At 60.2% G+C, this 20,820-nt stretch carries 18 protein-coding genes and 2 pseudogenes; 12 read left to right on the top strand and 8 right to left on the bottom strand.

The features are described from left to right. Positions 1–33: 33 nt before the first annotated feature. Both UIA24_RS09020 and UIA24_RS09015 read right to left on the bottom strand, forming a co-directional pair. Positions 34–718: pseudogene (locus tag UIA24_RS09020) on the bottom strand (Fic family protein); the annotation flags it as partial. 285 nt (positions 719–1,003) lie between these two features. Further along, positions 1,004–1,600, bottom strand: coding sequence for an LLM class flavin-dependent oxidoreductase (locus UIA24_RS09015; RefSeq protein ID WP_256588040.1), 597 nt, complete (start codon positions 1,598–1,600; stop codon positions 1,004–1,006). On the opposite strand from UIA24_RS09015, the gene UIA24_RS09010 reads away from it, so the two are divergent. From UIA24_RS09010 to UIA24_RS08985, 6 genes are all read left to right on the top strand, one after another. After that, positions 1,599–1,781 (top strand): 4-oxalocrotonate tautomerase, encoded by a 183-nt coding sequence (locus tag UIA24_RS09010; protein WP_099774546.1) that lies wholly within the window; start codon positions 1,599–1,601, stop codon positions 1,779–1,781. The genes UIA24_RS09015 and UIA24_RS09010 overlap by 2 nt on opposite strands. A gap of 133 nt (positions 1,782–1,914) precedes the next feature. After that, complete coding sequence (locus UIA24_RS09005; protein ID WP_330522693.1) at positions 1,915–2,400, top strand: acyl-CoA dehydrogenase family protein; 486 nt, start codon at positions 1,915–1,917, stop codon at positions 2,398–2,400. Between the two features lie 3 nt (positions 2,401–2,403). Further along, a complete protein-coding gene (locus UIA24_RS09000; RefSeq protein WP_330522692.1) occupies positions 2,404–3,489 on the top strand; it encodes an efflux RND transporter periplasmic adaptor subunit in 1,086 nt (361 codons plus the stop codon). A gap of 9 nt (positions 3,490–3,498) precedes the next feature. Then, positions 3,499–6,585, top strand: a complete 3,087-nt coding sequence (locus UIA24_RS08995; RefSeq protein ID WP_330522691.1) for a MexW/MexI family multidrug efflux RND transporter permease subunit — start codon at positions 3,499–3,501, stop codon at positions 6,583–6,585. A gap of 4 nt (positions 6,586–6,589) precedes the next feature. Beyond that, positions 6,590–8,029 (top strand): efflux transporter outer membrane subunit, encoded by a 1,440-nt coding sequence (locus UIA24_RS08990; RefSeq protein ID WP_330522690.1) that lies wholly within the window; start codon positions 6,590–6,592, stop codon positions 8,027–8,029. A 385-nt stretch (positions 8,030–8,414) separates the two neighbouring features. Next, a complete protein-coding gene (locus UIA24_RS08985) occupies positions 8,415–8,774 on the top strand; it encodes an ArsR/SmtB family transcription factor (RefSeq protein ID WP_065758978.1) in 360 nt (119 codons plus the stop codon). Positions 8,775–8,804: 30 nt separating this feature from the next. On the opposite strand, the gene UIA24_RS08980 is transcribed toward UIA24_RS08985, so the two are convergent. Together UIA24_RS08980 and UIA24_RS08975 are read right to left on the bottom strand one after the other, a co-directional pair. Beyond that, positions 8,805–8,996 (bottom strand): hypothetical protein, encoded by a 192-nt coding sequence (locus UIA24_RS08980; protein ID WP_177442403.1) that lies wholly within the window; start codon positions 8,994–8,996, stop codon positions 8,805–8,807. 245 nt (positions 8,997–9,241) lie between these two features. Continuing rightward, positions 9,242–10,156 carry a LysR family transcriptional regulator gene (locus UIA24_RS08975; RefSeq protein WP_099774556.1) on the bottom strand — a complete coding sequence of 305 codons (915 nt, stop codon included), beginning with the start codon at positions 10,154–10,156 and terminating at the stop codon, positions 9,242–9,244. Positions 10,157–10,349: 193 nt separating this feature from the next. On the opposite strand from UIA24_RS08975, the gene UIA24_RS08970 reads away from it, so the two are divergent. Continuing rightward, entirely contained in the window at positions 10,350–11,372 is a 1,023-nt protein-coding gene (locus UIA24_RS08970) for a zinc-dependent alcohol dehydrogenase family protein (RefSeq protein WP_099774558.1), read from the top strand. 58 nt (positions 11,373–11,430) lie between these two features. Here UIA24_RS08970 and UIA24_RS08965 read toward each other — a convergent pair whose 3' ends face one another. Next, the gene (locus tag UIA24_RS08965; protein WP_330522689.1) at positions 11,431–12,462 is read right to left on the bottom strand and encodes a hypothetical protein; all 1,032 of its coding nucleotides are present in this window, start codon (positions 12,460–12,462) and stop codon (positions 11,431–11,433) included. A 363-nt stretch (positions 12,463–12,825) separates the two neighbouring features. On the opposite strand from UIA24_RS08965, the gene UIA24_RS08960 reads away from it, so the two are divergent. Both UIA24_RS08960 and UIA24_RS08955 read left to right on the top strand, forming a co-directional pair. Beyond that, positions 12,826–13,431, top strand: a complete 606-nt coding sequence (locus tag UIA24_RS08960; protein WP_330522688.1) for an OmpW/AlkL family protein — start codon at positions 12,826–12,828, stop codon at positions 13,429–13,431. A 12-nt stretch (positions 13,432–13,443) separates the two neighbouring features. Next, positions 13,444–14,688 (top strand): SfnB family sulfur acquisition oxidoreductase, encoded by a 1,245-nt coding sequence (locus UIA24_RS08955; protein ID WP_330522687.1) that lies wholly within the window; start codon positions 13,444–13,446, stop codon positions 14,686–14,688. A 14-nt stretch (positions 14,689–14,702) separates the two neighbouring features. Here the strand turns inward: UIA24_RS08955 and UIA24_RS08950 are convergent, their stop codons facing one another. Further along, positions 14,703–15,383: a cupin domain-containing protein gene (locus UIA24_RS08950; protein ID WP_099774566.1), complete on the bottom strand. Its 681-nt coding sequence runs from the start codon at positions 15,381–15,383 to the stop codon at positions 14,703–14,705. An 888-nt stretch (positions 15,384–16,271) separates the two neighbouring features. Between UIA24_RS08950 and UIA24_RS23290 the strand changes: the two are divergent. Both UIA24_RS23290 and UIA24_RS23285 read left to right on the top strand, forming a co-directional pair. After that, positions 16,272–17,300, top strand: a pseudogene (locus UIA24_RS23290) (HAMP domain-containing protein); the annotation flags it as partial. A gap of 90 nt (positions 17,301–17,390) precedes the next feature. Continuing rightward, positions 17,391–18,155: a methyl-accepting chemotaxis protein gene (locus tag UIA24_RS23285; protein WP_371917239.1), complete on the top strand. Its 765-nt coding sequence runs from the start codon at positions 17,391–17,393 to the stop codon at positions 18,153–18,155. A 62-nt stretch (positions 18,156–18,217) separates the two neighbouring features. Here the strand turns inward: UIA24_RS23285 and UIA24_RS08940 are convergent, their stop codons facing one another. Next, complete coding sequence (locus UIA24_RS08940; protein ID WP_330522686.1) at positions 18,218–18,769, bottom strand: GNAT family N-acetyltransferase; 552 nt, start codon at positions 18,767–18,769, stop codon at positions 18,218–18,220. Between the two features lie 178 nt (positions 18,770–18,947). Here UIA24_RS08940 and UIA24_RS08935 point away from each other — a divergent pair, with 178 nt between their 5' ends. Then, positions 18,948–19,238 (top strand): DUF7693 family protein, encoded by a 291-nt coding sequence (locus UIA24_RS08935; RefSeq protein WP_330522685.1) that lies wholly within the window; start codon positions 18,948–18,950, stop codon positions 19,236–19,238. Positions 19,239–19,363: 125 nt separating this feature from the next. Here the strand turns inward: UIA24_RS08935 and UIA24_RS08930 are convergent, their stop codons facing one another. After that, a complete protein-coding gene (locus UIA24_RS08930) occupies positions 19,364–20,716 on the bottom strand; it encodes a D-serine ammonia-lyase (RefSeq protein ID WP_330522684.1) in 1,353 nt (450 codons plus the stop codon). Positions 20,717–20,820 lie beyond the last annotated feature (104 nt).

Here is a 20,820-nt window from a genome sequence, read left to right as displayed (position 1 = left end):
CACGAACGCGTACCGCTGATTTAGAAACCGATCTCAAAGACTGTCCGGGTCCTTAACCGAGTCCGGTTCTTCGAATGCTGAGCGCACGGCTTCCACAACACGTTCTGCCCGGTGAGCGTCGTCCAGTTGCGGATACGCTTTTTTCAGCTTGCCAGATACCTGCCAGCCGTTCTCCTTGAGAGAACGAATGATCCGGCTCGCATCCTGATCCGGCATTTCCAGCACCTCTTTGAGCCGTTCCTGAGCACGCTGGAAAATAACCAGCACACGGGCCTCGTCTGCCATTTCGGTACGGACCGTATGCGCAAAGACCTGTGCCGCGTAAAGAACGCGTTCGGTCAAATCGATAGGATGCTGCGTATCGTTGCATGAGTGGCCGCGAAAACACCTCCAGCGTACGGTCGTAGCGTGTCCGGAAATCGATCGAGCTCGTGATGGTGGCCGACACTGGCAGAATCACGCCATCCGGCACCATGTTATCGCGGATCAGGGTGTCATTGATCAGGAAACGGTGGATCCGGCCATTGCCGTCCCGCATGGGGTGGATGTATGCAAAAGCGAAAGCGATAGCCGCTGCTCGAGCCAGCGGCTCGGCGCCCCGCGTTGCCAGCTCGAACGCTTTCAGGCCTTCGAGCAGTTGCGGCAGCACCTCAAATTTCGGCGCAATGTAGTGCACGATGTGCTCGCGCATGGTCGCTTGCGCGACGAAGACCGGCGAGTGGCTTGAAACCCACCTGCAGTGTCGAATCCCTTAATGGGAGCTGGAAAATGATAGCCAGAAGAAGGTGGTACGTGAAAACAGTAATTTGTTGGGCGCGAAAACGCTAACGATCACTCAAATTTGATGACGAGTCTGCTAGTTTTTCCGAAAACGATAACGCGCTAGAGGCCCCGCTCTACACTTGCCCTCAAGTCAGGCCCAGGCCCTAGTGGCACTTGGTGTGTTGGGGCCACAACATGCCAGCATGTGCTCAAGGTTGGGCTTAAGCCTGTAGGTACGCACTCACCCAGTCTTGAAATGCCGAGGCTGTGTGCCTTGCAACCAGGCGTTCAGCCGGTGAAACGGGCCTTTGATCCATAGCGGCAAGCCGGCCTCCTCGCTACCGAATAGCTCGAGCATTTCCAGTACCTCAGGCAGTGGGATACCGGCATGGTCGAAGAGGAACAGCTGGCGCTGGTAATCGCCGAACTGCTCGCGGAAGGTCAGTGTCTTGTCGATGATTTCCTGAGGGCTGCCGACTGACAAAGGGGTATCGCGCATGAACTCTTCCAGCGAAGGGCCGTGGCCGTACACCGGCGCGTTGTCGAAGAACGGGCGGAAACGCTCGCGGGCAACTTGCGACTGGCGGTTGACGTAGATGTGCCCGCCAAGGCCGACGATGGCCTCCTGAGGGGTGCCATGGCCGTAGTAGGCGTAGCGAGAGCGATAGAAGGTGACCAGGCGCTGGAAGTGACTCTTGGGCCAGAGGATATGGCTGGCAAAGAAACCGTCCCCGTAGCGCGCCGCCTGTTCGGCGATCTCTGGGGTGCGGATCGAGCCATGCCGGTCGATGTTTTCCTCCCGCCAGAGCATGGGTAAGCAGACAAGGAGATCCTTCATGCCAGAAGTCATCGCCTATGCAGCCGCTGCCCGTTCCCAGCAGCAGAAGAATAAATTGCTGCGTTCGGTCACTGACTACGTTGCCAGCAGATTCGAAACTGCCCGCGAGCACATGGTGCAGATCGTCAAGGCGCAGCCTGGCGACAAGGCCAGGGGCGGGATCCCTTTCGACGAGCGCTGAAGGCCATACATGCGGCTTATTACAGAAAGATTGTACGACTACATTGAAATAGTACGTTAATGTGCGTACAGTCGTATCGTTCGATGTCGATACGGACCTCCGGGATTCATCTCACCCCAGCAGGGAGCTGAACATGAGGACAGTGATGCAGTGGCGTGACCTGCCTGCTGAGGCCGAGGAATGGGTAGCGCGTATCGAGGCGGTTCGGCCGCTGATTCGGCAGTATCGCGATTACGCCGAAGAACAAGGTGAAGCCCATCCCAAAGTCATTGCCGAGCTGTGCAAGCTGGGCTTTTCCCGTCTGTGCGTGAGCAAGGACTTTGGTGGCCAGCAACGGGATATCCGCGTCATTTCGCAGATCGTACAGCGCCTGGCCGCGCTGGATACCTCGGTCTCGTGGCCTCAGGTACGGATGTTTTTCATGCCGCGCAGCGAGTGCCGCATCACCAACACCTACGTCCAGCAGGCCGATGGCGATGGCCTGAACGTGCGGGTCGGGCTAGCCGGGTCGATGCTCAGCGAGCATGCCGTCAACACGGTCGGGCCAGTGCAGATGCAGGTTGGAGTTTTTCAAATGTTGAATTTCCAGGCGGTCGCCACCAGAGGCGACAGGGAGTAAGTCATGCGGGCGAAACACTATCTAGGGAAGGTAACGGCGTCGGTGGTCACGCTTGCTGTGCTGGGCGGCTTGACGCTGCGTTACATGGCTCACGGAGAGGAACCGGCGCCCGCCCCTGCACTGGTACCCGCGGCACTGGCTCTGGTCAGGCAAGTGCCGTACACCTATTACCAGGTCGCCATCGGCCAGATCGAGGCTCGCCAGCAGGTGCTGCTGTCGGCCGAGGTCAGTGGGCAGGTGGTGGCGCTGGCCTTCGACTCGGGCGACCGGGTCAAGGCGGGCAATGTGGTGGTGAGGCTCAACACTTCGCCGGAGGAGGGTGAGCTCACCCGCCTGCGTGGCGAGTTCGAGGCCGCCAAGACCCATTACGCACGGCTGCAGGCGCTGGCGCGCAATGGTGCCGAGAGCCAGCGGGCGCTGGACAGCGCACGGGCACAGTTCGATGCGGCCAAGGGCAACCTGGAGAACATCCAGGCGCAGATCGCGCAGAAGACCATCCGGGCACCATTCTCCGGCGAGCTGGGCATCCGCCAGGTTCACCTGGGCGACTACGTCCAGGCTGGCCGACCGTTGGCCACGCTCACCGACCTCAACGGGCTGCGGGTCAACTTCACCGTGTCCGAGCGTGACAGTGCCAGCATCGTCAAGGGGCAGGCCGTGGAAGTGGCGGTCGATGCCTGGGGCGGCATGACGTTCGAAGGCGTGGTCAGCGCCATCGATCCGCAGGTCAACAATTCCCATGTGATTCGTGTCCAGGCGCTGCTCAAGGACCATCAGGACAAGCTGCGTCCGGGCATGTACGCCAAGGTGAAGGTGCAACTGCCGGGCAAGGACGAGCTGGTCGTGCCGGAAACCGCGATCACCTACAACGCCTATGGCGAGAGCGTCTTCGTCACCTACGAGGACAATGGCCAGAAGAAGGTGCGGCGCAAGAACATCAGCATCGGCGAGCGTCGCGATGGCTTGGCGGTGGTGCTCAAGGGGTTGCAGGCCGGTGAAGAGGTGGTGACGTCCGGGCAGATCAAACTGCAGGACGGCGTTGCCATTGAGCCCGTGACCGACACGGTGCGACTGAACGTCCAGCGCTGAGGAGCGATCATGCATTTCACTGATATTTTCCTGCGCCGCCCGGTGCTGGCGCTGGTGGTCAGCACGTTGATCCTGCTGTTCGGGATCATGGCTTTCAGCAAGCTTCCGGTGCGTCAGTACCCGATGCTGGAAACCTCTACCATCACTATCACTACCCAGTACCCCGGCGCCTCGTCGGAGCTGATGCAAGGCTTCGTGACGCAACCGATCAGCCAGGCCGTGGCCTCGGTCGAGGGCATCGACTACCTGTCGTCCACCTCTACCCAGGGAAAGAGCCTGGTGACCGTGCGCATGCAGCTCAACAGCAACTCGATCAATGCTCTGACTGAGGTGATGGCCAAGGTCAACCAGATCCGTTACAAGTTGCCCGAAGAAGCTTATGACCCGGTGATCGAGCGCACCTCGGGCGGCTTCACCAGTGTCGCCTACGTGGCGTTTTCCAGCGAGCAGCTGTCGATGCCCGAAGTGGCCGACTACATCTCGCGGGTGGTCGAGCCGATGTTCTCGGGGATCGATGGTGTCGCCAAGATCAACGTGCTGGGCGGGCAGACCCTGTCCATGCGCCTGTGGCTCGACCCGGACCTGCTGGCCGGTTATGGCATCACAGGCCAGGACGTGGCGGATGCGATCAAGGAAAACAACTTCCAGGCCGCGCCCGGTCAGGTCAAGGGCCTGTATGTGGTCAGCAACCTGCGGGTCAACACCGACCTGAGCAGCGTCGACGACTTCAAGGACATGGTCCTGCGCAACGACAACGGCAACATCATCCGGGTGCGCGACGTCGGTACCGTGGAGCTGAACGCCGCGTCGTTCGACACCAGCGGTGCGATGAGCGCAGTCCCGGCGATGTTCCTGGGCCTCGACGCGGCCCCCACCGGCAACCCACTGACCATCGTCAACGCGGTCAAGGCACTGATCCCCGAAATCGAGAAGACCCTGCCGCCAGGCGTCAAGGTGCAGATTCCGTTCGAGGTGGCGCATTTCATCCAGTCGTCCATCGATGAGGTGACCCATACCCTGGTCGAGGCGCTGGTGATCGTGGTCCTGGTCATCTACCTGTGCCTGGGCACCTTCCGCACCGTGCTGATTCCCCTGGTGACTATTCCACTGTCGATGCTGGGTGCCGCGGTGCTGATGCAGATGTTCGGTTTCAGCCTGAACCTGCTGACCTTGCTGGCGATGGTGTTGGCGATCGGCCTGGTGGTGGATGACGCCATCGTGGTGGTGGAGAACGTCCACCGTCACATTGAAGAAGGCAAGACACCGTTCGAGGCGGCCTTGCTCGGCGCCCGTGAGGTGGCCGGCCCGGTGGTGGCGATGACCTTCACCTTGGCGGCGGTGTATGCGCCTATCGGTCTGATGGGGGGGCTGACCGGGACGCTGTTCAAGGAGTTCGCGCTGACCCTGGCCGGCTCGGTGGTGGTATCAGGCATCGTCGCCCTCACGCTGTCGCCGATCATGAGCACCCGCCTGCTCGATGCCAAGTCGAGCGAAGGCTATATGGCGCGCAGGGCCGAGGCTTTCTTCAGTTGGTTGGCCGAGCGCTATGGCAAGTTGCTGGGCATGTCGTTGTCCATGCGCTGGATCAGCCTGGCCATCGCCCTGGTGATCTTCTTCAGCCTGCCAGTGCTGTACAAGTCGGCGCAGAGCGAACTGGCCCCGCTGGAAGATCAGAACATCCTGCTGACCGCGATCAAGGCGCCGCAGCACGCCAACATCAATTATATCGAGGCGTTTTCCCAGAAGCTCCACGAGGTGTTCCAGGAATTCCCCGAAGGCTACAGCGACTGGGTGGCCAACGGTACCGACGGCTTGTCCAATAGTGTCGGCGGCATCAACCTGGTGGATTGGGACAAACGCGAGCGCAGTGCCAATCAGATCCAGCCACTGCTACAGCAACGGGTGAGCCAGATCGAAGGCACCAGCATCTTCGTCTTCCAGATGCCGCCGCTGCCAGGTTCCACAGGTGGCCTGCCGGTACAGATGGTGGTGCGCAGCGACCAGGACTACCAATTACTGTTCGACGTAATGGACAAGCTCAAGGCCAGTGCTCGCAGTAGTGGCCTGTTCGCTGTGGTCGACAGCGACCTTGACTTCAACAACCCGGTGGTCGAGGTTCAGGTCGACAGGGCCAAGGCCAATGCCATGGGTATCCGCATGAGCGACATCGGCAGGACGCTCAACAGCCTGATCGGCGAGAAGTACGTCAACCGGTTCGCCTACCATGGCCGTTCCTACGATGTGATTCCCCAGTCGGTGCCCCAGGATCGCCTGACCCCCGAGGCGCTCAATCGCTACTACGTCAAGGACCAGCACGGCAACCTGGTGCCGCTGTCGACCCTGGCTACCATCCAGGTCAAAGTCGAGCCGAACCTGCGTCCACAGTTCAACCAGCAGAATGCCGCTACCTTCCAGGCCATTCCGATGCCAGGCGTGACCCTGGGCGACGCCGTTGCCTTCCTGAGCGAGCAGGCCAGGCAGTTCCCGGCTGGCTACACCTACGACTGGCAGTCCGATACCCGGCAATATGTGCAGGAGGGCAACACCTTGGTGCTGACCTTCGCCTTCGCCCTGGTCATCATCTACCTGGTGCTGGCAGTCCAGTACGAAAGCTTCATCGACCCGTTCATCATCCTGATCAGTGTGCCATTGTCGATCTGCGGGGCGCTGCTGCCGCTGGCGCTGGGCTACACCTCGCTGAACATCTACACGCAGATCGGCCTGATCACGCTCATAGGGCTGATCAGCAAGCACGGCATCCTGATGGTAGCGTTCGCCAACGAACTGCAGATGCAGCACGGCATGGGCAAGCTGGAGGCGATCCGGCATGCGGCCGAGGTGCGCCTGCGCCCAATCCTGATGACCACTGCGGCCATGGTGGTGGGGCTCGCACCGTTGATCTTCGCCACCGGCGCGGGTGCCAACAGCCGCTTCGGCTTGGGCCTTGTGATTGTCGTCGGCATGTTGATCGGCACCTTGTTCACGCTGTTCATCCTGCCGACGGTCTACAGCCTGTTGAGCACTGGCAGGCAGCCAAAGGTGCTGCCCGTCGCGGAGCACGACGGCCAGGTCATCGATGCCGCGGCGCGGGGATAATCCAATGTTGAAAATGACACGATGTGCACGGCCGCTGTCGCTGGCGGCCCTGGTGGTAATGGGTGGTTGCGTGAACTACGCCGGCATCGACCATCGTCAGACCCTGCTGACCCCCGAGGGAGCGCCTTCGGCATCCCTGGCCGACGCGCGGCTGCCAGCCGCGCCCTGGCCGACCGAAAATTGGTGGCAGCAGTATGCCGATGCCCAGCTCGACCGTCTGGTGGCCAAGGCCTGGGCGAGCAACCCCGGATTGCAGGAGGTGCGGGCGAGGGCGGACAAGGCCAACGCCTACCAGGAATACTACGACGCCGACCGTGCTCCACAGGTCGATGCCGCAGGGGGTGTGTCCCGCTCGCGGCTGTCGCACAGCGAGGACTTCGCCGGACAGGGCAATCGCTATGTCAGTGTGCGCAGCCTGGGCGTGACCTTCGACTACGACCTCGACTTGTGGGGCGGTAAGCGCAGTGCCTGGGAGGCTTCGGTCAACCAGGCCCGGGCCGCGGAGGTCGAGCTGCAGTCGGCGCGCTTGCTGCTGGCCGCCAACGTGGTCAAGGCCTACAACCAGCTGACCTATGCCTGGGACGTGGTCGACCTGAGCGAGCGTGATCTCAAGCGTTTGCGCAACCTGCAGAGCCTGACCGGTGACCGCTTCCATAACGGTTTGGACAACAAGTCCCAGCTGCAGCGGGTCGATGGCCTGGTGGCGCGCGCCGAGGCGAGCTTGCTGGGGGCGCGCAGCGATGTGGAAATTGCCCGCCTGCAGCTATCGGCCCTGCTCGGCGCGGGCGTTGACGGTGCCCGCGACATCGTCCGGCCCAAGCCGCTGAAAAGCACCGAGGTGGCGTTGCCGGAGAGCCTGCCTGCCGAACTGCTTGGGCGGCGTCCAGACATCGTCGCGGCCCGCTGGCGGGTTGAGGCCGAGTCTCGCACGGTGGCCTCAGTGAAGACCCGTTTCTATCCCAACATCAACCTGCGTGCCGCAGGCGGTATCCATGCCATGTCTGGCGACAGTTTCAACGACACCGTCAGCCGGTTCTGGAACATCACGCCAACCGTGACCGTGCCGTTGTTCGATGCCGGTCGCCTGCGTGCCGACCTCAAACAGAGCAACGCCGACCTGGACCTGGCGATCGCCCGCTACAACGCCACGTTGAACACGGCGTTGCACCAGGTTGCGACGTCGGTGACCGAACTGCAGGCCGTCAACCGGCAGATCGGCCTGCAGCGTACTGCGCGCGATACGGCCCAGTCGTCCTTCGATCTGGCTGTAGAGCGGTTTGAAGTCGGAGAAAACAACTTCCTTGATTCGCTCAATATCGAGGAGCAATTGATTGAGGACGAACTGCGTCTTGCCCTGTTGAGCAGCAAGCAGGTTGACTCGGCAGTGGGCCTGGTGACGGCACTGGGCGGTGGTTACCAGCCCGAGTCAGTGAACGTTCAGTAGATGCCCGTCTTCCGGCGCCAGGGTTGCATCCTGGCGCCGGCTTTACACCTTGAAACAATCCCTTAATCCGCTCCGCATGGTTTTCAACCCTTTGTTTTGCAAGGCCCAATGGGTTGCGCCTCAAGGGCATCAGGTAGCACGTTTGCCGTGTCTGGCTCACGGAGCGCTGCAAAACTGGTGTATAGTCCTACATTGCTCGTACTAACAAACAGTCGCGATTCCAGATGCAGACAGCCATAGGCTGACGGCCCGAGGTCAATGGGAGATTGCTTTCCCCCAAGGGCGCGACATGGAATCGTACCTGTTCAATACGAGGAAACCGCTGTGCCGACGCGCTTCCATGCTTCAGTACGCGGTGATCCTTGTAAAGTTATTGAGGTATCGCATGTACACTGCCAACCACCCCAGCATTGAACAGATCCGCCTGGAAAACGTCCTGACAGCACTTGGCAATCCGTTGCGCCTGACCGTGCTGAAGGTACTTTCCGATGGTGAGGAACACCCTTGTGGGCGCATTCTCAAGGGGGCATCGAAATCGACCATGACCCACCATTGGCGTGTCCTGCGTGACAGCGGTGTGATCTGGCAACGCCCTTATGGTCGCGAGAACCTGCTGTCGATTCGCCGCGAAGACCTGGAGAGCCGTTTCCCCGGGCTGTTGAGCTCTCTGCTCGAAGCCGTTGCGAATGACCCGCAGACCGTGCAGGTCATTCGCGACAACGAAGCACGTTTGGAGGAAGGCTGAGTCGCCTTCCTTCCTGGGCGCGCCCCTGGCTCAGATCGCCAGCTTGAGCGGTGTGCCAGCAGGCCCATGCAAGACTGGCCTAGTGACTGGGTAGAGGATGCTGTGGCTGCCCGCGCCGCGGATTTCGTTGATCCGGCAGTCGAAGCCCACCATTGCCTCGTCCATCGTTGGTGCGTCACTGCGGCCGGTGGACCACTTGGTGGCGAGGAAACGCTGTTTCATATCTAGGTGTTTATTGGCGAAAATTCCCGACAGGTGCTGATGGTCGAGACGGCGCTGCCGAGTCGGGCCATGGCATTCATGGCGTTTCATCAACCAGCGAAGGCAGCCAGGCGATCGTGCAGTGGTTGCTGGAGCAGCCGATACTGGCTGGTCTGATGGCGCGGCAGAAGAGCCAGCATGGTGAACTTGAACGGGCGGATGCAGGGCCGACCTATGAATAAGGCCCCACAGGTTTGTCGCAAGCGTCAAAGGCTATCCGGATCCCCAAAGAACATCTGAATCCGCGAACGCAGCCAGCGTTCACCCGGGTCGTTGTCCTGAGCGCCGCGCCAGGCCATGTGCAGCTCAAAGCTGCGGACGTCGATCGGCAGTTCTTCGGCGCGCAAGCCGCCTGCAGCGGTCAGCACTTCGGCGGTGTAGTCGGGCACGATGGCCAGGATGTCGGTGCCGGTCAGCAGGCTACCCAGGCCATTGAACTGTGGCACGGCCAGTACGACATGGCGCTTGCGGTCGAGTTTGGCGAGTTCTTCGTCGATAAAGCCACTCAGGTCACCAGCGAACGACACCAGTGCATGGGGGCGGCAGCAGAAGTCGTCCAGGCTGAGGCTGCCCGGCATGCTGTCGGCCCGCAGCAGCTTGGGTTTGCTGCGCCGCAGTACCTTGCGCTTGGCATTTGCCGGCAGGTCACTGGTGTAACTTACACCCACCGAGATCTCGCCCGAGGCGAGCAAGGCCGGCATCAGAATGTAGTTCACCCGCCGCACGACCAGCACGATACCCGGTGCTTCGGCGCGAATGCGTTTGAGCAGTTGCGGCAGCAGGGCAAACTCGGCGTCGTCGGAGAGGCCGATGCGAAAGACCGCCGTGCTGGTGGCGGGGTCAAAGTCGGCCGCACGGCTGACGGCGGTGGAGATGGAGTCCAGCGCGGGGGAGAGCAGGGCGAAGATCTCTACCGCACGTGCCGATGGCTCCATGCTGCGGCCGGTGCGAACGAACAGCGGGTCGTCGAACAGCGTGCGCAGGCGCGACAGTGCGGCACTGATGGCCGGCTGGCCGAGGAACAGTTTCTCCGCTGCACGGGTCACGCTGCGTTCATGCATCAGGGTTTCGAAGACGATCAGCAGGTTCAGGTCGACGCGGCGCAGGTCGTTACGGTTCATCGCTTTGCTTCACTGGATGGGGCAGGGGTGAATCTTAAGGGGAAAGGCTGCTACCCTGCACCGAATAAATTGAACGTATGCCAGTACCTTCAATCAATGACAGGCATGTCGACTATTAATAGCCACGGATGGCCTAACCAGGAAAGCCCCGATAGAGTTCAGGGTATTAGCGATTCACTTGGCGAGGTTTGCGATGTCCCGCATGATCCGTTTCCACAAGTTCGGTCCGGCCGAGGTGCTCAAATGCGAAGAGCAGGCAGCGCCGACCCCGGCTGCCGGCGAGGTGCAGATTCGCGTCCAGGCGATCGGCGTCAGTTGGTACGACGTGCTCTGGCGGCAGAACCTCGCCTCGTCTCAGGTTCGCCTGCCGGCCGGCATCGGGCATGAGATGGCGGGCGTGGTCATGGCCGTGGGTGAGGGTGTCGATGATCTCGCCGTTGGTGACAAGGTCGCCAGCTTTCCGGCCAGCAGCGCCAATACGCACCCGGTGTACGGTGAAGTCATTGTGTTGCCGCGAGATGCCTTGACGCGCTACCCCGATGTCCTCAGCCCTGTCGAGGCCAGTGTTCATTACACGCCCTTGCTGATTGCCTATTTTGCCTATGTCGACCTGGCCAGGGCCAAGGCCGGGCAGACGGCGCTGGTGACCGATGCCAGCCACTGTGCCGGGCCTGCCTTCGTGCAACTGGGCAAGGCGCTGGGCATTCGGGTCATCGCTGCCACCAAGCAAGCGAGTGAGCGTGACTACCTGCTTGGTTTGGGTGCCGAGAAGGTGATCGTCACTGAAGAGCAGGACCTGCTCATGCAGATCAACAAGTACACCGAAAACCGTGGCGTTGACATGGTGCTCGATGGGCTGGGCGGGCCGCAGATGTCGTTGCTGGGCGATGTCCTCGCACCGCGTGGCAGCCTGGTGCTGTACGGCTTGCAGGGCGGTAACCAGACGCCGTTCCCGGCGTGTGCGGCCTTCCAGAAGAACATTCAGTTTTTCGTTCACTGCATTGGCAACTTCACCGGCAAGCCGGAGCTGGGCATTGTTCAGGACCATGTGGCATTGCAGCGTGCACTGCGTGACATCAACCAGTTCACCGCCGACCACTTGCTGACACCCCAGATCAGCAAGGTCTATCCGTTCGAGGCGTTTGTCGCCGCGCATCGGCATATGGATGAGTGCCCGTGTGGCGGGCGGATTGTGCTGGAGCTTGCTCCTCACTGACGACTGGGCCTGTTGAGCCGCAGTGCCTGTATCGTTTGATTTAATGACAGGCTAGGCCTTACGGTTGCGGTTCGTAAGGCCCTGGCGGGGCATCGGTAGCGCGAACGCTGCTTTCGATCTGCTCTGCCAGGTAATACACCCCGGCCATGACTCCCGAGGCTCGGTTTTCCAGCAGTGTTGCCCATTCTTCGTCCAGGGCGACGTTCAATATGACCCTGAGCTGCTCGATCATTTCAGGCCGCTCACTGTCATGCATCAGCGCACCAACGCCCGTCACTACCAGTGAAATCATCATTCCGGCAACCCGGCCAACGGCGGCCGCCGTTGCGCTCGCCGCACCGCGCACGGGCAGGGTGGACTCCAGTTTTTCGCTGGTGCGTTGTGCAACCGAGGACAACACCGCATCTGCCTGGTCTGCGCCACCTGCGCCCGTCGCGGTGCGCACCTGCGTTACCAGTGCCGCATACGCCGGCAGTTTGCTGACAGGGTTGGTGTAGACCAACTGGTAAAGCGATGCATTGAGGGCAGGGGGTGGCCCCAGGCTGATCGCAGGGATACGGCTGAGCCGCAGGTTGAATTGGTCGGGCGGTAAACGATAGCGCTGCACGATACCCTGAAGTTGCGGACCGAGCAGTTGGGCGTACAGCGCGATGGCTTGTTGCATGACCGCATCGGGATCAATCTCCTTGGCGACCGGCTCCAATACCCGTTCGTGATATTGCTCTTGAAGGTATGCGGCCAGGCGCTTTTCGCCGGGTTCAGTGTCATTGCCGGCGTTCATTTTGTACCAGGCAACCTTGATGGTCAGCCATTGCTGGGTCCAGTAGCTGGTGAACCAGGGAATGAAGTCGGCTTCGGTCTGCTGGTAGACGCGGTCCCGCCAGGCTTTCATCGAGCGGCGTGCGTAGTCTTTGACCGACTCTGTGACTGCCTGCGAAGCACTGACAATTTCCCAGTCCACCTGCTGCCAGGTGGATTCAGGTATCACCACGGGCGCTTGCGTTTCGGGTGCCGGCGCTTTTGAGGCGCAGCCAGGGATTCCCGCCAGCAGTGCAATGATCAGGGTCACGGTCAGGGCGCGTCGATTCAAGACCGCGGTCCCCCAGAAGAGGTTCGAGAATGGGTGGGTTCTGCTATGCCTGAACCCCCGCCCGTACGCTACTTGTTAAGTATAGGTGGCGAACCGTTCGTTCAGCGCCCGTGCGGTACGGCGCCTTCTGTTCTGCTCAAGCCGCTGTCCAGTGGCTAACAGCGTTGTATGACGGCTGTTGCGCGAACAACAGTGGCGGTGTTCTTCCTGAAAAAATATTCAATAAAAACAATTGGATACGATTGGCACAAAAGCTGCTGATAGTCCTGCAGCCTGTCCGCCGGACATACCGAAACAGTGCCTTAGCCGGTGCGGTGTTTAGCCCGCACCCAGGTCCAATCGAAATCGACAAGGAAGAACCGCATGTCAATACACTGGCTTCGCCATGCCGCCCTGGGGGGGCTGCTGCTGGCGGCGAATGGCCTCGCTCTGGCGGCAGACAGCCCTTGGCAAGTGCGCCTGGGCGTCAGCAATATCGTCCCAAGCTCCGACTCTGGCAGCATTCAGCCTGGCACGGTCGATATCGACAGTGATGCCGGCCCGACCTTCAACCTGGCGTATTTCCTGACACCAAACCTTGCCATCGACGTACTGGGCGGTCTGCCGTTCAAACACGACATCAAACTGAACGGCAGCAAGGTTGGCAGCACCAAGCAATTACCGCCGATTGTCTCGCTGCAGTGGCATTTCGCCCCTGACGCCCGTGTGCGGCCCTTTGTCGGTGTCGGCCTGAATTACACCTATTTCTACGACGAACATCTGGACAACGGCGCCAAGCTGGAGCTCTCCGACTCTTGGGGGGCGGCCTTCCAGGCGGGGCTCGATATTGCCATTGATGACCACTGGAGCCTCGGCGGCGATGTGCGCTACGCGAAAATCGACAGCACCGTGAAGATCGACGGCCAGAAGGTCGGCAGCGTCGATGTCGACCCGACGGTGTACAGCCTCAATCTTGCCTATCGTTTTTGAAGGAAACTCGCCATGACTGACTTGAACACCCCATTGGCCGAGCAGGCCGACGCCTTTATCCAAACTCAATCAAGCACGCCGGCACAGCGCCTGACCAGTGAAGCGCAGGCCATTGAAACGGCCCGGCGCCTGGCCAGCGAGTTTGCCCGTGAGGCCGTTGCGCGTGATCGCGAGAGGCGTCTGCCGGTTGCCGAACTCGACGCATACTCCCAGAGCGGGCTATGGAGCATCGTGGTACCCAAGGCGTACGGTGGGCTGGGCGCCGGTTACCGAACGGTCGGTGAAGTCTTCAAGCAGATCTCGTCGGCGGACGGCTCACTGGGCCAACTGGCGCAGAACCACTTCGTTATCCTGGCCCACATCGCCTTTGACGCCAGTGAGCAGCAGAAGCGCTTTTTCTTCGACCTGGCACTGTCAGGCGCACGCTTTGGCAATGCCTTCTCCGAGCGTGGCAGCAAGCACGTAGCAGACTTCCAGACCCGTATCAGCGCTGAAGGCGACGATTTTGTGGTGAGCGGCCAGAAGTTCTTTTCCACGGGGGCGCTGTTGGCGCACTGGGTGCCGATTGTCGCGGTTACCGAGGAAGGCTTGCCGCACCTGGCCGTGGTGCCACGCAATGCACCGGGGCTGAAGGTGGTGAACGACTGGTCCAGTTTCGGTCAGCGCACCACCGCCAGCGGTACGGTGCTGATCGATCAGGTAAGGGTACCTGCCGCGCAGGTGGTGCCGATCTGGAAGGCGTTCGACCGTCCGACCGCAGGCGGTGCCATTTCTCAGTTCATCCAGGCTGCCATCGATGCAGGCCTTGCCCGCGGCGCGTTCAACGATACCCTGGACTATGTGCGCCGGCATACCCGTCCATGGATCGACTCGGGGTTGGAGAAAGCCACGGATGATCCGTACATCATTCAGCAGGTGGGCGATTTGCAGATTCGCTTGCGTGCCGCTGATGCGGTATTGGACCTGGCGGCTGATGCGATTGACCATGCACTGAGCGAGCCGACAGAAGACAACGTGGCGCAGGCCTCGCTGCTCACCGCCGAAGCCAAGGTGCTGACCACCGAAGTGGCAATCCTGGCCAGCAACCGCCTGTTTGAATTGGCGGGTACCCGGTCGACCCTTGAGGAATACGGGCTTGACCGTCATTGGCGCAACGCCCGTGTGCATACGCTGCACGACCCGGTACGCTGGAAGTACCACATCGTTGGCAACTATGCGCTCAATGGCGTCAAGCCACCTCGCCACCCCTGGAGCTGATCGGCGTGTGCTGGCTAGGCACTGTGTGGTGTAGTAATGCGACGTAAATGTCCTGTTTTTATCCAAACGCTGGCGCCATCAGCGCCCGCTGTGGCGACCAAATGGTCGCCTTTGGGCAGGCGCATCCACGACAGGGCTGTAAGCAGGTCGCCATCAACCTCCACCTCACCGGCCAGCACCAGCATTTCGGCGCCATCCGGGCATGCCATCTCGATGTGCGTGCCTTGCACCCACACTTCCAGGCGTACCGTTTCGTGATTGTCCTGGAACAATGGGATAACGCCTATACCCGGGCGTTGGGCATCCGGTGTCAGTGTTGCGTGGTTCATGTCGATCACGCAGTGATGACGGTCTGCCGGATCGAACTGCCAGAGTTTGACGAAGATGATGCAACCATCGCTGGAGCCGGGTGTGTGCCGCGAGGTTGGAGGATTGCGCACATAGGTGCCGGCAGGGTAGTCGCCATGTTCATCCTGGAACACACCCTCCAGTACGATGAACTCCTCGCCGCCGTCATGGGTGTGAGGGCTGAACTGGCTGTCAGGCGCATAGCGCACGATGGAGGTGGCGCGTGCAACTTCGTTACCGATGCGGTCGAGCATTCGTCGCTGCACGCCCTGCATAGGGGAGTCTACCCAGGGCATGTGTGCTGCGTGCAGCACGATACGCTGGTCGAAGTCGGCGTTGATTTCCATGCAGGGAGTTCTCGTTTTGGCGGCGGTTCGGGTTACCTGTCACCCGTTAGTGTTGTGCCAACGCAGCGGCCGCGCAAGGCGTTAGTACTTGCCGTTGGGTAGCAGGCTCTTTAAATAAAAAACCCTTGCGTTCTGGCAAGGGCTTTTCCACGTCTGAGGGTGGTTATTCTTCGACAGTTTCGAGGGTGTTCTTGATGTGCTGAAACAGCGTGTCCTGGCACGTCCGGTATTGGCGTTCTAGTTCATCAAGCTCTTGCATTCTAGAAAGCCAAACCTCGTCGGATACAGTACTTAGATGTTCCACGGTGTTTTGCCAAGTAGCTTTGGCGCAGTCGGTGGCATTCAGCAAGGCTAGGAAGTGTGCGTCTACAGGCAGTGCTTGCGCAGAGTGTTTCCGTGACAACATTAAAAAACCCGGTAATCCATTGATTTAGTGTGGTTAATGTTAACCCTCTGGGAGCAAAAAATCGTGCGGTATACGACGAATGGATAGTGGGCTATCAATCTGTGCGCGGTGCTGTCAGAGGTTTTCCCCGGCCTGTCACAAGGCTTAAACATGGCGTCGGCAAAATGACGTCAAAATGCTTACGTGGCGATATTAAAGTGATATTATCCTGCGCTGGCGATGTGCAGGTCTGAGCTGTGAGGGTGTGCGTATCGGCCCAGGAGCAGATTATTTATAAGCGTATTCACGGATGGCATCGTAAAAAGAACCATCGGGTTTGTAACTTTCACATACCGCATTCATAACCGCTCAACTTATTCAGGGTTTGCCGTGTGCCTTGCGATTTAACGTCATGAACGCTGCGCCGCAGTACCACTCGCCTGAAAATCATCGGATATAAAGTTTTTGCCAGCGCGTTTAACACGTCGTGGCCGCCAAGGATTATGTGCATGTTCAATCAGCTAAAATTCAGCCAGAAAATTCTGCTCGCTGCCGCTGTGGTAGTGGTGATGATTTTCTCTTTATCCAGCCTCTATAGTTACTCGTTGCAGCGCGATGCGGTCAGCAAGAGCCTGGAGAACTATCTCAACGATGTTGGCGGCGCCACTGCCAAGGGCATCCAGAGCTGGCTGGCAGGGCGCATTTTGCTGGTGGAAAACACCGCCCAGTCGATTGTCCGTAACCCGGCACCTGAGGAGGTCGTTGGCCTGCTGGAACAAAAAACGCTGCTGTCGAACTTTGTGTTCACCTACCTGGGTAGTGTTGACGGCCGTTTTACCATGCGCCCGGACAGCAAGATGCCTGATGGCTATGACCCGCGCACACGACCTTGGTACCTGGCCGCCAAGGCGGCTGGAGGCACCATCCTTACCGAGCCCTATGTCGACGTGGTCACCGGCGGGCTGACCGTAGCCATCGCAACGCCTGCAGGCAGCGCGGGCGTGCTGAGCAGCGATCTGAACCTCAACGTGCTGAATGACACCATCAATTCGCTGAACTTCAATGGCTTGGGTTACGCGTTCCTCGTGAGCAGTGATGGCCGGATTCTGGTTCACCCAGACAAGAGCCTGGTCATGAAGAACCTGAAGGATGTGTACCCTCACAATACGCCACGTATCGGCGACAACTTCAGCGAGGCGAGCAACCAGAACGGTACGCGCATTCTCAGTTTTGCCCATATCGACGGCCTGCCTTCCGCTGACTGGTACATCGTACTGTCCGTTGATAAAGCCAAGGCCTACTCGCTGCTCAGCGAGTACCGCACGTCAGCGATCATCACCACGCTGGTCGCGGTCGCTGTGATCATGCTGTTGCTCGGCGTCCTGATCCACGTGCTGATGCGCCCGCTGAACGCCATGGGTGTTGCCATGCGTGACATTGCCAAGGGCGAAGGGGACCTGACCAAGCGCCTGACGGTACATACTCAGGACGAATTTGGTGAGCTGGCCACGGCCTTTAACCAGTTTGTCGAGCGCATTCATGCCTCTATCCGCGAAGTGTCGTCGTCGGCTTTCCATCTGAGCGATGTGGCGACCCAAGTGGTCACGGCTTCCAATTCGTCGATGCTCAACTCCGACGAACAAGCCAGCCGTACCAATAGCGTGGCTGCGGCCATCAATGAACTGGGTGCTGCTGCCCAGGAAATTGCACGCAATGCGGCAGAGGCTGCACACCAGGCCAGCGATGCGCGGGCGCGGGCGGAAGAAGGCCAGAGCATTGTGGACGCCACCATCAAGACGATGAACCAGCTGTCCGCCAGGATCAGTGACTCGTGTGGCAACATCGAGGCGCTGAACGGCAAGACGGTCGACATCGGGCAGATCCTTGAGGTCATCCAGAGTATTTCCGACCAGACCAACCTGCTGGCACTCAACGCCGCCATTGAGGCAGCGCGTGCCGGTGAAGCCGGGCGCGGCTTCGCTGTGGTCGCCGATGAAGTGCGCAACCTTGCCCATCGCACACGAAGCTCGGCGCAGGAAATCCAGCACATGATCGAGGAGTTGCAGGTTGGTTCCAAGCAGTCGGTAGAAACGATGGTAGAAAGCCAACGCGACAGCGAAAGTAGCGTCTTGATCGCCAATCAGGCCGGCTCCAGCCTTGGGGTTGTCACCGAGCGTATTGGTGAAATCGACAATATGAACCAGTCCGTGGCCACGGCGACAGAAGAGCAGACATCGGTGATCGAGGCGCTCAACCTGGACATCAACGAGATCAATACCCTCAACCAGGACGGTGTCGAGAACCTGCAAGCGACCTTGCGCGCCTGCAACGATCTGGAGCGTGAAGCCAACCGCCTCAAGCATCTGGTCGGAACCTTCCGCATCTGATCGCGGCCAGCCGCTGCGCCATGTGAGCCAAGGCGCAGTGTTGGACGGGTAGGGGCTTGCCCTTACCCGTCCTGGTGCTGGCGTGCCCCGTGCCGCAAGCACATCCAGTCCTCACGACTCAAACGGTACATGCGCACTGGCCGGCCATGAAACTCGCGTAACTCGAATGTCGTAAAGCCGGTTTTTTCAGCCACCCTCAACGAGGCGACGTGCTCCGGTTCGATGACTACAACGACAGACGCCAGTTGTTTTCGAGCAAAAACGCAGTCAACAACAGCGTTGCTCGCTTCGCAGGCAAGCCCTTGGTTCCAGTACCTTCTGGCCAGGCGATACCCCAGATTGGCTTCTTCTGCGCCATCAATCACTTCCGGCCCAACGCCACAAAATCCGACGAGGTCATTCGTGGCTTTTTCGACCAAGGCCCATGGGCCTATGCCGAGCGAGGCGTAGCAGGCCAGGCACCATTCAATAAAACGCCGGGTGGCCTGCTCGTTACATACCCCGCGCACCGAATACCTCATCACCTCAGGGTCGCTCAGCATTGCTGCCAGCGCGGGTAGATCGTGCTGTGATAGATGCCGCCCAATCAGCCTCGGCGTTTCAAATAAATGCACTTATCTCCCCTTGTGCCTGCCCTTAAGTTGATCGGCGCGCGGGTGCGCGTCGTCCTTGCATGCAGCGTCAGCCGTCAATACGGTAACATCCTGGCCGCCGCAAGGTAGATCAAGCAACAACCGTGTACCTGTCTGGAAAATAGCGAGTAGCGCCCATGCACCTGCCGAGTGTGAACTGATGACCCCCTTGACCGCCCGCGAGGTGTACCAATGCTTGCGAGACGCCGCCTTGGGCATTCGACCCTTGCAGCGCCTTGGCCAGCCGTCTGGGCATGGTCTGTTGGAGGTTGGCATTGAAGGGTGGCAACTGACGCTCGACTTCAGCGGCAACAGCCTGCACCACTGCCTGCGTGGTCAGAGCCCGGATGGCCGAGTAGGGGCCTGCGACAATTGGCAACGTACCGACCCGGTCAGTTTGCTCAGTACCTGGGAACTGGCCCAGGTTGAGCGGTTGCTGAAGGACGCTTGAGTCAAGGCTGCACGGGTTCGTCGGCACACTGCTTGAGCCAGTCAATCAGCACCTGTACACGCTGGGGCATGGCTTCGCGGTTGGGGTAGACGAATAACCTGTGGCCACGGCGCTGCGATCAAGGGCTAGTGTCCAGCCAGTAGTGTACGGCTCCGGCTCAGGTAGGCGTCCATTTCTTCGTCCGGGACCATGCTGCCGCCGGTGCCCCACATGATGTGCGTCGCCTTGGCCATACGTGGGTCATCCAGCCCCAGGCGTGCCCTGTAGCCTTGTTGCTCCTGCAACACCCGCAGGAAACCGGGCAGCCCGGCCAGTGCCGAGGGCTCCAGCTTCAGGCCTTCGGTAGCCTCCATCAGGGCCAGCAGGCGGTAGAGTTCGTCATCGGTGACGGTGTAGTAACCGTCGATCAAGCGCTGCATGGCGCGCCCGACAAAGCCTGATGGCCTGGCCACTGCCAGGCCATCGGCGGCGGTGCGGTTGTCGATGCCGACGTCGTAGACGCTGACCGCATCGTGCAACCCGGTGTAAACCCCCAGCAGCATGCAGGGCGAGTGCGTCGGTTCAGCAAAGACGCAGTGCACCGCATCACCGAAAACCTGCTTGAGACCGAACGCCACCCCGCCAGGGCCACCGCCGACACCACAAGGCAGGTAGACGAACAGTGGGTGCGCCTGATCTACCGTGATGCCTGCAGCGTCAAGCTGGCGTTGCAGCCGGCGTGCGGCCACGGCGTAGCCGAGGAACAGGTTCAGAGAATTTTCGTCGTCGACAAAATGGCATTTCGCGTCCATCTCGGCCTGTTTGCGGCCTTGTTCCACCGCCACACTGTAGTCGGAGGCGTATTCGATCACCTCGACCCCGCAGGCGCGCAGCCGGTCTTTCTTCCATTGCCGGGCATCGGCGGACATGTGCACGGTGGCCTTGAACCCCAGGCGCGCGCTCATGATGCCAATCGACAAGCCGAGGTTGCCGGTGGAGCCGACCGCGATACTGTACTGGGCAAAAAAGGCCCGGGCTTCATCGCTGTCCAGCGTGCTGTAGCTGTCGCCGGGCTGAAGCAAGCCGCCGGCCAGGGCCAGGTCCTCAGCGTGCTTGAGTACTTCATAGATACCGCCCCGGGCCTTGATCGAGCCAGAAATCGGCAGCAGGTTATCGGCCTTCAGCCATAGCCGGCCTTGTATCGGCAGCTGATGCTCCGCGCACAAGGCAGCCTGGAGCTGGGCCAGCGGCAGCAGCGGTGACTCGATGATACCGTCACTGGCCTGTGTCTCGGGGAAGGCTGATTGGATAAATGCCGCAAAGCGTTCAAGTCGGGAGGCGGCGTCGTCGACATCGGCGACGTTCAGCGGCACATCACCCAGCGCTTGCGCTGTCGGTGCCAGCGCCGGATTGAACCAGGTGGTTGGTTCAAGACGGATCAATTCGGCGAGCAAAGGATGGTTTTCGCACCCGTTGTCGATCATTTCATTGAGGGTCATGTTCTGCCCTTTGTTCTCGTCAGTGCGTGAGGTTGTGTAGATCGCAGTTGTAGCGATTAAGCCTCGGACGCTGGGGCTTTACAACGGATGTATGTTCAACGGAT

The sequence above is a fragment of the Pseudomonas sp. AL 58 genome (assembly GCF_036348395.1).
Taxonomy (GTDB): Bacteria; Pseudomonadota; Gammaproteobacteria; order Pseudomonadales; family Pseudomonadaceae; genus Aquipseudomonas; species Aquipseudomonas defluvii.
This window is presented reverse-complemented; position numbering and strand designations above follow the sequence as displayed.